Source organism: Wenjunlia vitaminophila DSM 41686, assembly GCF_000380165.1.
Taxonomy (GTDB): domain Bacteria; phylum Actinomycetota; class Actinomycetes; order Streptomycetales; family Streptomycetaceae; genus Wenjunlia; species Wenjunlia vitaminophila.
Genome location: NZ_KB904651.1, coordinates 65,925 through 77,681, shown reverse-complemented (window position 1 = coordinate 77,681; position 11,757 = coordinate 65,925). Strand labels below are relative to the sequence as shown.

Annotated in this window: 7 protein-coding genes; 6 read left to right on the top strand and 1 reads right to left on the bottom strand. The window is 73.2% G+C overall.

The genetic code is table 11. The features are described 5' to 3' along the window. Positions 1–77 precede the first annotated feature (77 nt). Both guaB and A3IG_RS0105255 read left to right on the top strand, forming a co-directional pair. Positions 78–1,583, top strand: a complete 1,506-nt coding sequence (gene guaB, locus A3IG_RS0105260; RefSeq protein ID WP_018382496.1) for an IMP dehydrogenase — start codon at positions 78–80, stop codon at positions 1,581–1,583. Positions 1,584–1,751: 168 nt separating this feature from the next. Further along, the gene (locus tag A3IG_RS0105255; protein ID WP_018382495.1) at positions 1,752–2,876 is read left to right on the top strand and encodes a GuaB3 family IMP dehydrogenase-related protein; all 1,125 of its coding nucleotides are present in this window, start codon (positions 1,752–1,754) and stop codon (positions 2,874–2,876) included. Positions 2,877–2,899: 23 nt separating this feature from the next. On the opposite strand, the gene A3IG_RS0105250 is transcribed toward A3IG_RS0105255, so the two are convergent. After that, positions 2,900–4,156, bottom strand: a complete 1,257-nt coding sequence (locus A3IG_RS0105250) for a nucleotide sugar dehydrogenase (RefSeq protein WP_018382494.1) — start codon at positions 4,154–4,156, stop codon at positions 2,900–2,902. Positions 4,157–4,338: 182 nt separating this feature from the next. Between A3IG_RS0105250 and A3IG_RS0105245 the strand changes: the two genes are divergently transcribed. From A3IG_RS0105245 to A3IG_RS0105230, 4 genes are all read left to right on the top strand, one after another. Continuing rightward, positions 4,339–6,045 carry a glycerol-3-phosphate dehydrogenase/oxidase gene (locus tag A3IG_RS0105245; RefSeq protein ID WP_018382493.1) on the top strand — a complete coding sequence of 569 codons (1,707 nt, stop codon included), beginning with the start codon at positions 4,339–4,341 and terminating at the stop codon, positions 6,043–6,045. A gap of 377 nt (positions 6,046–6,422) precedes the next feature. Continuing rightward, positions 6,423–8,345 carry a serine/threonine-protein kinase gene (locus A3IG_RS0105240; RefSeq protein ID WP_018382492.1) on the top strand — a complete coding sequence of 641 codons (1,923 nt, stop codon included), beginning with the start codon at positions 6,423–6,425 and terminating at the stop codon, positions 8,343–8,345. A gap of 95 nt (positions 8,346–8,440) precedes the next feature. Continuing rightward, positions 8,441–10,585 carry a protein kinase family protein gene (locus A3IG_RS0105235; RefSeq protein WP_026219915.1) on the top strand — a complete coding sequence of 715 codons (2,145 nt, stop codon included), beginning with the start codon at positions 8,441–8,443 and terminating at the stop codon, positions 10,583–10,585. A gap of 204 nt (positions 10,586–10,789) precedes the next feature. After that, positions 10,790–11,647, top strand: a complete 858-nt coding sequence (locus A3IG_RS0105230) for a hypothetical protein (RefSeq protein ID WP_157862344.1) — start codon at positions 10,790–10,792, stop codon at positions 11,645–11,647. Positions 11,648–11,757: the final 110 nt, after the last annotated feature.

Below are 11,757 nucleotides of genomic sequence, written 5' to 3'. Positions count from 1 at the left end.
GGCCGCGGGCGCGGCGTCGGGGTCCACCGCCAGTAGCATTGAGGCTCGGGTTGGGCAAGACCGCTGGGGAAGGTGCCATGACACTCAACGTCACCGATGGCGTTCCGGAGAAGTTCGCGATGCTGGGACTCACCTACGACGACGTCCTGCTGCTGCCGGGCGCGTCGGACGTGGTGCCCAACGAGGTCAACACCGCCTCCCGGATCTCGCGCAACGTCCGGGTGAACATCCCGCTGCTGTCGTCGGCCATGGACACCGTCACCGAGGCCCGGATGGCCATCGCCGTGGCCCGCCAGGGCGGCGTCGGCGTGCTGCACCGGAACCTGTCGGTCGAGGCGCAGGCCGAGCAGGTTGACCTGGTCAAGCGGTCCGAGGCCGGGATGGTCATCAACCCGATCACCATCACCCCGGACGCCACCCTCGGTGAGGCCGACCGGCTGTGCGCCCAGTACCGGATCAGCGGCGTGCCGGTCACCGACCCCAACGGGCGGCTCCTGGGCATCGTCACCAACCGCGACATGGCGTTCGAGTCGGACCGGCAGCGCGCGGTCCGCGAGGTGATGACGCCGATGCCGCTGGTGACCGGGGCCGTCGGGATCTCCGGCCCGGACGCCATGGACCTGCTGCGCAAGCACAAGATCGAGAAGTTGCCGCTGGTGGACGGCGAGGGCAAGCTGCGCGGCCTGATCACGGTCAAGGACTTCGTCAAGACCGAGCAGTACCCGAACGCCACCAAGGACTCCAACGGACGCCTGGTGGTCGGCGCCGCGGTGGGAGTCGGCGACGAGGCGTACGCCCGGGCCCAGGCCCTGGTGGACGCGGGCGTCGACTTCCTGGTCGTGGACAGCGCACACGGCCACAGCCGGGGGATCCTGGAGATGATCTCCAAGCTCAAGGCCAACTTCAAGCTCGACGTCATCGGTGGCAACGTGGCCACCCGGGACGGCGCCCAGGCGTTGATCGACGCGGGAGCCGACGGGATCAAGGTGGGCGTCGGCCCCGGCTCCATCTGCACCACCCGGGTGGTGGCCGGTGTGGGCGCCCCCCAGGTCACCGCGATCTACCAGGCCGCGCAGGCCGCGGGCCCGGCCGGGGTGCCGGTGATCGGCGACGGCGGCCTGCAGTACTCGGGGGACATCGCCAAGGCCATCGCGGCGGGCGCCGACGCGGTGATGGTGGGCAGCCTCCTCGCCGGCTGCGAGGAGAGCCCCGGAGACCTCATCTTCATCAACGGCAAGCAGTTCAAGGCGTACCGCGGGATGGGCTCGCTGGGCGCCATGCAGTCCCGGGGGCAGGGCCGCTCCTACTCCAAGGACCGGTACTTCCAGGACGACGTGCTCTCCGAGGACAAGCTGGTCCCGGAGGGGATCGAGGGCCAGGTGCCCTACCGGGGGCCGTTGGCGTCGGTCGCCCACCAGCTCATCGGCGGACTGCGCGCCTCGATGGGCTACGTCGGCGCGGGGACGGTCCCCGAGCTGAAGGAGAAGGGCCGGTTCGTCCGGATCACCGCGGCGGGCCTGAAGGAGAGCCACCCGCACGACATCCAGATGACCGTCGAGGCACCCAACTACCACAGCCGCTGAGCCCCGCACCGTTCCGGTGACGCCCGGCCGGTCCCGGCCGGCCGGGCTCCCCCCGAACGGACACCGGTCACCCCTTGGCGCAAGCCGGTGACCCGGGCCCTACCGACGGACGAGCCGCTCCGAGCCGCAGCCGTGGGGCGGGCGACACAGGAAAGAGAGTCAGAGACGTTGACCGAGATCGAGATTGGTCGGGGCAAGCGCGGGCGCAGGGCCTACGCGTTCGACGACATCGCCGTGGTGCCGAGCCGGCGGACCAGGGACCCGGAGGACGTCTCCATCGCCTGGCAGATCGACGCCTACCGGTTCGAGCTGCCGTTCCTCGCCGCCCCCATGGACTCGGTCGTCTCACCGGCGACCGCCATCGCGATAGGCAACCTCGGCGGCCTCGGCGTGCTCAACCTCGAGGGCCTGTGGACCCGCTACGAGGACCCCGAGCCGCTGCTCGGGGAGATCGCCGAACTGCCGGACGAGGCCGTGGCCACCCGCCGGCTCCAGGAGATCTACGCCGCGCCGATCCGCGAGGAGCTGATCGGAGAGCGGATCAGGCAGGTGCGCGAGGCGGGGGTGGTGACCGCCGCGGCCCTGTCCCCGCAGCGCACCGCCCAGTTCTCCAAGGCCGTGGTGGACGCCGGCGTGGACCTCTTCGTGATCCGCGGCACCACGGTGTCCGCCGAGCACGTCTCGGGGCACAGCGAGCCGCTCAACCTCAAGCAGTTCATCTACGAGCTGGACGTCCCGGTGATCGTCGGCGGCTGCGCCACCTACACCGCCGCGCTGCACCTGATGCGGACGGGTGCCGCAGGGGTGCTGGTGGGCTTCGGCGGCGGCGCCGCGCACACCACCCGGAACGTGCTGGGCATCCAGGTGCCCATGGCCACCGCGGTCGCCGACGTGGCGGCGGCCCGCCGGGACTACATGGACGAGTCCGGCGGCCGCTACGTGCACGTGATCGCGGACGGCGGGGTCGGGCACAGCGGGGACCTGCCCAAGGCCATCGCGTGCGGTGCCGACGCGGTGATGATGGGCTCTCCGTTGGCCAGGGCCACGGACTCGCCGGGCAGGGGCCGGCACTGGGGCATGGAGGCGGTCCACGAGGAGCTGCCCCGGGGCAAGAGGGTGAACCTGGGCGTGGTGGGCACCACCGAGGAGGTGCTGCTCGGCCCCTCGCACACCCCCGACGGCTCGATGAACTTCTTCGGCGCGCTGCGCCGGGCCATGGCCACCACGGGGTACTCGGAGCTGAAGGAGTTCCAGCGGGTCGAGGTCACCGTCGCCCCGGTGCAGAAGGTCTGAGGCCGCTGCCCCGGCCGGCCCCGCTACAGGCGGTGGGCGGCACCGGCCGGGGTGACGCCCCTCGCGTCGAGCAGCCGCCGGGCCTTCGCGGTGAGCCCCTGGAGGTCGTAGAGGCGGTGCGGCTGGAGCAGCAGCGTCAGGTCCGCGCCGGCCGCGGCGTCGTAGGGCGAGTCGGCGCGGGGCACCGGACGGTCGAGCACCCGCCACTGCGGCACCCACGGGTCGTGGTAGCTGAGCTGGGCGCCGAGTTCCAGGAGCCGGGCGGCGACCTGGTGCGCGGGGGAGGCGCTGGTGTCGGCGACGTCGGGCTTGTAGGTGACGCCGAGCAGCAGCACCCGGGCCCCGCGCACCGCCTTGCCGTCCTCGTTGAGCAGGGCCGAGGCCCGGTGCACCAGGTAACGGGGCATCCGTTGGTTGACCTCCTGCGCCAGTTCCACCATCCGCAGGGGGTAGCCGATGGTCCGGCCGCGGCGCGGCAGGTAGGCGGGGTCGAGCGCGGTGCAGTAGCCGCCCATCCCCGGGCCCGGCCGGAACGCCTGGAAGCCGTAGGGCTTGGTCTCGGCGCAGCGGATGACGTCCCACAGGTCGATCCCGGCGTCGTGGCAGAACACGGCCATCTCGTTGACCAGCGCGATGTTGACCACGCGGTAGTTGTTCTCCAGCAGTTTGACGGTCTCCGCCTCGCGGGTCCCGCGGGCGCGCACCACCCGTTCGGTGAGCCTGCTGAGGAACGCCGCGGCGGCGTCCGCGCACGCCGGGGTGGCGCCACCGACCACCGCGGGCGTGCTGGAGAGGCGGTGACCGCGGTTGCCCGGGTCGGTGCGGGTGGGGGAGACGGCGAGGTGGAAGTCGACGCCGCAGCGCAGCCCCGAGCCCTCGAGCAGCGGTCTGAGGACGTCCTCGGTGGTGCCCGGGTGCACGGTCGATCCCACGATCACGGTGGAGTGCGGACGGAGCCTGCGGGCCAGCGCCGCGGCGGAGGCCCGCACCGCGGTGAGGTCGGGGGTGCCCTCCTCGGTGAGCGGGGTGGGTTCGCAGATGACGGCGATCCGGGCCCGGCCGAGGGCGTCCGGGTCGGTGGTGGCGCGGAATCCGCAGGCGAGCATGCGGCGGATGTCGGCGGCGCTGAGGTCGTGCACCGGGGAGCGGCCGGAGCCGACCTCGGCGACCCGCTGTTCGTCCCGGTCGTAGCCGATGACGTCCATGCCGGCGGCCACCGCGGCCTGGGCGAGGGGAAGGCCGGCGAAGCCGAGTCCGATGACGACGAGGTCAGCGGCCATGGGCGGTCCTTCCTGCGCAGACAGGCCGGATGGATAGAATAAAGAGCGATTCACCTGATATTCGGTAGTGCGCGGCTTTTCGGGAAGGTATTCGCTGATTCCCCCGAACGGAACAGTGCGAGAACGGGGTGACGGACGGGGTATCGGAGTAGCGAAGGCACCGCGACTCACGGGAGGCCGTGTTGAGGACCGCGAAACTCGAACCGGCGGCGCGCTCGGCGGCGCTCGCCCGCATGTCCGAACAGGAACTCGACGTACTCGTCGTCGGCGGTGGTGTGGTCGGAGCGGGAACGGCCCTCGACGCGGCCACCCGGGGGCTCCACACCGGCCTGGTGGAGGCGCGGGACTGGGCGGCCGGGACGTCGAGCCGCTCCAGCAAACTGGTGCACGGGGGCCTGCGCTACCTGGAGATGCTGGACTTCGCGCTGGTCCGGGAGGCGTTGCGGGAGCGGGGGCTGCTGCTCCACCGGATCGCACCCCACCTGGTCAGGCCCGTCCCCTTCCTGTACCCGCTGGAGCACCGGGCCTGGGAACGCGGCTACGTCGGCACCGGGGTGCTGCTCTACGACACCCTGGGCCTGTCCCACGGGTACAGCCGGGGGCTGCCGCGCCACCGGCACCTCAGCCGCCGTCGGGCCCTGCGGGTGGCGCCGTGCCTGCGCAGGGACGCGCTGGTCGGCGCCGTCCAGTACCACGACGCCGAGGTGGACGACGCCCGTTTCGTGGCCACCGTGGTCCGCACCGCCGCGTCGTACGGGGCGCACGTGGCCAACCGCGCCAAGGTGGTGGGGTTCCTGCGGGAGGGGGAGCGGGTCGTCGGTGCCCGGGTCCACGACCTGGAGCACGGCGGTGAGTTCGAGGTGCGCGCCCAGCAGGTGGTCAACGCCACCGGGGTGTGGACCGACGACACCCAGGCGCTCGTCGGGGAACGCGGCCTCTTCCACGTCCGGGCGTCCAAGGGCGTCCACCTGGTGGTCCCCCGGGACCGCATCCACTCCAGCACCGGGCTGATCCTGCGCACCGAGAAGAGCGTGCTCTTCGTGATCCCGTGGGGCCGGCACTGGATCGTGGGCACCACCGACACCGACTGGGAACTGGACAAGGCGCACCCGGCCGCGTCCAGCGCGGACATCGACTACCTCCTGGAGCACGTCAACTCGGTGCTCGCGGTACCGCTCACCCGGGACGACGTCGAGGGCGTGTACGCCGGGCTGCGCCCGCTGCTGGCCGGGGAGTCCGAGGCCACGAGCAAGCTGTCCCGGGAGCACACCGTGGGGCACCCGGTGCCCGGCCTGGTGGTCGTGGCCGGGGGGAAGTTCACCACCTACCGGGTGATGGCCAAGGACGCGGTGGACGAGGCGGTGCACGGCCTGAACACCCGGGTGCACCCGTCGATCACCGAGGACGTTCCGCTGGTGGGTGCGGAGGGGTACGCGGCGCTGTGGAACGCCCGGGGGCGCGTCGCGGCGCGCACCGGGCTGCACGTGGCAAGGGTGGAGCACCTGCTGAATCGGTTCGGCTCGCTGGCCGACGAGGTGCTCGAGTTGATCGCCGCCGATCCCCGGCTGGGTGAGCCGCTCACCGGCGCCGACGACTACCTGCGGGCCGAGGCCGTCTACGCCGCCTCCCACGAGGGCGCCCGGCACCTCGACGACGTGCTGGTCCGCCGCACGCGGATCTCCATCGAGACGTTCGACCGGGGCACCCGCTGCGCCCGGGAGGTTGCCGAGCTGATGGCCCCGGTACTGGACTGGGACGCCGAGCGGATCGAGCGTGAGGTGGACCACTACCACAAGCGCGTCGAGGCCGAACGGGAGTCGCAGCGGCAGCCGGACGACCTCACCGCCGACGCGGCCCGGCTGGGCGCCCCCGACATCGTCTCCGGCTGACCGCGCGCCCGTCGCCGTCCCAGCGCCCGACCGCCGCCGTGGCCCGGGAGCCGACCCGCCGTACCGTTCCCGCCGCACCGGAGCCCGCGGACCGCACCCCCCGGATCGGAACGGACGCGCCCACCCGGGGGAGCGGTCCGACGACACCGCAGGGACGAGCGGCGATGGGACTGGCGCCGTCGCTGACGGCCCGGCACGATGTCCAACGGGAGCGCGGAGCGAGGAGTTCGCCACCCGCGAAGGCACGGGCCCGCGCACGGGCACCCCGTGAGTCAAGAGATGATAGGGCGGGCGGTCGCGACCGGGCGGGGGTCGGGCCGACGCACCCTCACTCCGGGTGCGCCGCAAGCCCGCAGGCTCTGAGGGATAGGACGTCGATGACCCAGGCGCAGGGCACCACCGGCCGCCTCCTGGCGAACCGCTACCGGTTGGGCGAAGTACTCGGCCGTGGCGGGATGGGCACCGTGTGGCGGGCTTCGGACGAGACACTGGGCCGGGTGGTCGCGGTCAAGGAGCTGCGCTTCCCGGGGAACGTCGACGAGGAGGAGAAGCGCCGCCTGATCACCCGCACCCTGCGGGAGGCCAAGGCCACCGCGCGGATCAGGTCCACCGGCGCGGTCACCGTCTTCGACGTGGTCGAGGAGGACGACCGGCCCTGGATCGTGATGGAGCTGGTCGAGAGCCGCTCGTTGTCCGACGTGATCCGGGACGACGGCGCGCTGACGCCCGTTCGCGCGGCCGAAGTGGGCCTCGCCGTCCTCGACGTGCTCCGCGCGGCGCACCGCGAGGGCATCCTGCACCGCGACGTGAAGCCGTCCAACGTGCTGATCGCCGACGACGGCCGCGTGGTGCTCACCGACTTCGGGATCGCCCAGGTCGAGGGCGACCCGTCGGTCACCTCCACCGGCATGCTGGTGGGCGCGCCGTCGTACATCTCACCGGAGCGGGCCCGTGGTCAGAAGCCCGGCCCGGCCGCCGACCTGTGGTCACTGGGGGCGCTGCTCTACGCGGCGGTCGAGGGCAGGCCGCCGTACGACCGGGGGTCGGCGCTGGCCACCCTCACCGCGGTCATGACCGAGCCGCTGGAGCCGCCGCTGAACGCCGGCCCGCTCACCGACTCCATCTACGGCCTGCTGCGCAAGGACCCGATGCGGCGGCTGAAGGAGCCGGAGGTCCGGCAACTGCTGCTGGCGGTGGCGCACGCCGGGCCGGACGCCGAGCCGGAGCCCGGCCCCCGCGGGGCGGACGCCACCGCCACCACGGCACTGCCCACCCCGCGGGACGGTGTCCGCACCGCTGACGCGGCACCACCTCCCGGGCGCAGACCCGGTGCCGGGCCGGCAGCGGCCCGGGGCCCGGCGGCCGGCCAGGGNGCCGCCCGCCAGGACGCCGCGCCCCCGCGCCCGGAACCCCGGCCCGCGTCCCCACACCCCGCCACGGCCGGGGCCGCAGCCCAGCCCACCTCCGTTTCGACGCCGTACGGTCCCGCGACGGCACGGCGCGCGGGGCTCAACAAGCTCTCCCGCCGCGCCCTCGCCATCATCGTCGCCCTGGTGGTGGCCGCCGGAGTGATCGTGGCGGTCGCGCTGACCACCCGAGGCGGTGACGACGAGGGCGGCCAGTCCAAGGACACGTCGGGAACGGCCAGCGGCGGCACCCAGCACCAGGCCGGGGACCCCGCGGACGAGAAGGCGCAGTCCGGGGGCGAGAGCCCGACCGAGGCGTCCGGTGCCGGTGACGACAAGGGCGGCGACGACGGCAAGGACAAGGACAAGAACAAGGACAGGCAGAAGGGGAAGGACGAGGAGAAGGCGGAGGACAGCCCCGGCGGAGCGCAGGTCCCGTCCGGCTACCACCAGTACCGGAGTGGGCGGTTCCACTTCTCCATGGCCGTCCCCGACGGCTGGAAGAGCACCGGGATCGCCGGCCAGGGCTCCGGGGTCAAGCTCGGCGCGCCCGGCTCGGCCAGCAAGGTGCAGGTGGACTTCACCGCGGAGCCCGGCACCGACGCGCTGGCGGCGTGGCGCCAGCAGGAGCCCTCGGTGATCAGGTACTCCACCGGCTACCACCAGCTGTCGATGGAGAGCACCCGGTGGCGCGGCTACCCGACCGTCGCCGACTGGCAGTTCACCCGCAAGGCGTCGGACGGCAGCACCGAACGGGTACTCAACCGCGGCTTCGTGGTTGACGGCTCGCACGGGTACGCCATCATGTTCACCGCCCCCGCTGACGAGTGGGACAGCCCGAAGAACAGACAGGCACGAAAGGTGTTCTTCACCACGTTCCAACCGCTCAACTGAAAGCAACCCGGCACGGACAGCGCCGAAGAGACCGCTCTCGGTGGCAAGCTGGACCGGTCGGATGGTTCGGACCGGTCGGTCGGCGAGGAGGTGCTGTGGAGGAGTATGCCGGGCGAGTGCTCGCGGACAGGTACCGGTTACCGCTGGTGCCCGAGGGCGAGGAACCTCTGGAGCTGCCCGCGTTCGACACGTACAGCGGCCAGGAAGTGATCGTCCGTCAGGTGCCACTGCCCGAGGTGGTCAGCGCGGAGATGGTCTTCGCGCCCGGTGAGGAACCGCCGGACGTGCTCGCCCCCGGCGACGACCCCGGGCAACGGGCGTTGCGTGCCGCGACGGCCGCCTCGCGAATACCGGACCACCCGGGTCTGGTGCAGGTCTACGACCTCTTCCTGGAGGACGGCGGCCTGTGGATCGTCTCGGAGTGGGTGCCGGCCCGGTCGCTCGCCGAAGAGATCGACGAGAGGCCGATCAGTCCCTACCGGGCGGCGGAGATCGGCGCCGACATCCTCGCTGCACTGCGCGCCGTGCACGCCGAGGGGTGGACCCACCGCAACGTCACCGCGGACACGGTGCTGCTCTGTGACGACGGCAAGGCCATGCTCACCGGCATGTGCGCCGCCGCCGCCGAGGAGGCGCTGTGCGGCAGCGATCCCGTTCCGGACCGGACGGCCGCCCCCGGGCGGGGTGCGGTTCCCGGGCCGCGGCAGCCGCTGTTCGACGAGGCCGCCGCGGGGGCCGGGGACCGACCGGACGGCGAGTACGGCACCGGGGGGCACCCCGACGACGGGTACGTGGACGATGAGTACGCGGACGACGGGTACGCGGACGACGAGTACCCGGACGCGGAGTACCGGGACGGCCACCCCGGCCACGGGTACCGGGCCGGGGCACCCCTGGGCCACGACCCGCACGCCGGCCACGACGGCGTCCTGGGCCACGACGGCCCCACGGGCGGTCGCGGGTTCCCGGTCAGCCTCGACGCCTGGTCCGGTGGTTCCGCACCGCAGGAACCCCTGCGCGGAACCCGCCAGCAGGTGGCGCAGGAGCGTGCCCGCCAGGCCCGGATGGGGCTGATCGGCCCCTGCACCGAGCGCTGGTCCCCCGAGCAGGCCGGCCCCGTGCCCGCCGACGGCGGCGGCGCGGCACGGCGACACCCCGTGGGGCCGCCCAGCGACCTGTGGGCCCTGGGCGCGCTGCTCTACCGCGCGGTGCAGGGCCACCCGCCGTTCCCGGAGACCAGCGCCGTGGAGCTGGTGGACATCGTCCGGAACGAGCCCCCGGCCTACGCCGAGGACTGCGGGCCGCTGCGCCCGGTGGTGGAGTCGCTGCTGCGCAAGAACCCGCAGGACCGCCCGGGCGCGGAAGAGGTGCGCGGTTGGCTGCGCTCGCTGATCAGGACGGCGCCCGAACCGGACCTCGGCCAGGAGACGGTCGCCGTCCCGGCGGACCCGCACAAGATCGTCGAGCTGCGGCGCAAGGGGGAGGTGACCCGTCGCCGCCGTTCCGAGAAGGCAGTGGTTCCGCACGGGCGGCACGCCCGCAACCGGGACAGCGGCGGCTCCCGGAACCTCCCCAAGGTGCTGGTGGGTCTGGTGGTGCTGTTGGTGGTGGGGATACTGGCGTTCGCCGCCCTGTTCATGCCGGAGAAGGGCGGGCCCACCCAGCGGGAGAACCGGGTCGGCAAACCGCCGGGCACGGCTGGTGAACCGTCCCGCTCCGCCAAGGCGTCCACTCCGGCCCAGTCCCCGTCCCGTCCCGCCCGTTCCCCGTCCTCCCGGCCGGACCTCAGCTCGGACTTCGCCGTCCACGAGGACCCCATGGGGTTCTCCCTCGCCCTGCACCAGGACCTCCGGGCCAAGGGCGAGACGGGGCAGGGGCAGATGTGGTTCGACGACGGCGACGACGTGGAGATGGTGGTGGTGCCCGGCCGTGACACCACGGCCGACTTCGGCAGTGACGTCGCCGCCTACCAGAAGACCGGAGAGCCGGAGCTCAAGAGGTTCCGGGAGGCGGACTGGTCCGCCTCGAACGGGCTGACGGCGTTCGAGGTCGGGGGGAACCCCGCGATCCAGGGTGAGTTCTCCTGGATGGAGGGGCACCGGGAGTACTTCGGCCGCAACTTCGTGATGCTCCAGGACGGTCGCTACCACGTGGTGTTCGTCTACGGACCCGACCGGGACCGGGAGGACGTCTCCCGCTTCTTCGAGAAGGCAGCGGAGACCTACCACTACACCAAGTAGTCCGACGGCGGGCCGGGGGCGGCCCCGGCCCACCCGTTCGGGATCGAACACCCGGCCGACGCCGGTAGGGTGTGGTCGTCACCGTGGGCTCACGGCCCGGTACGCACCGCCCATGCCGCGGCCCCACCGGTGCCCCACCACAACCACCACCGAGACGACGGCGCGACACCGACGACGCGCGGCAGGACAGGGAACACGGCCACCATGAGCACCCCGCTGCCCCCATCCCACCCGGGCCCACCCGGCCCCCCGCCACAGCACCAGCCGTACCCGGCCCCGCCCGGCTGGACGCAGGCCCCCCACCAGCCCAACCCGTACCTGACGACACCTCACCACCCGGCTCCCGCCCGGTACCTGACCCCGCCCGGGTGGGGTCCGCCGCCGCCCCAGCGGGTGTCCCGGGCCGCGGTCGTCATCCTCTTCGCGGCGTTGACGTTCGCCTCCGTCGCTGCCGTCGGGTTCGGCGTGGCCACCGACGGGTCCCGGGACGGCACCCCGCCGGCCCACGCGCTCCGGCTGCCCGGGACGCTGCTCGACGGCGAGTACACGCTCAGCGAGGACGTCAGCGACCGCCTCCGGGGTGTGCCGGACACGACGATGGTGGGCGGCCAGTACACCAGTGGCTCCGGAGCCGAGGCGCGTTCCCTGGTCTTCCTGGGCGGCTACGGGCGGTTCGACGACCCCCAGGCGACCCTGGCCGGGTTCCGGGCCGGCCTGGCGGACCGCGACGAGGTCGTGCTCGTCCGGGGCCGGGAGATCATCCCCGCCGGCTACGGCGAGCCGGTGACCTGTGAGGTCGTCGGTAACTCGCAGGGCAGCACGCCGTACGTCGTCCCGTACTGCGTGTGGGTTGACGACGACACCTTGGGCGTGGTCACCGAGTCGTCCTCGGCGAGCATCGAGGCGTCCCCCGACTCGATCGACCTGGAGGAGTTCGCCGCGCTGACCGCGCGGGTCCGGGAGGAGACGCGGGTCCCCGCGGGCGCCGCCCGGCCCACCAACGCCCCCGCCTCCGACCCCGCAGGCGCCGCCGCCCTCCCCGCGCCCGACCCGCACCGGTAGTCCACACGCGTGCCCACCCGCCGTACCGGGGCGGGCCTGGCCGGTTCGGGCCCCGCGGCATGGCCCGGCGGAGTGGTCCGGACTGGCCCGCGGGACGCCGCCGACGCCAC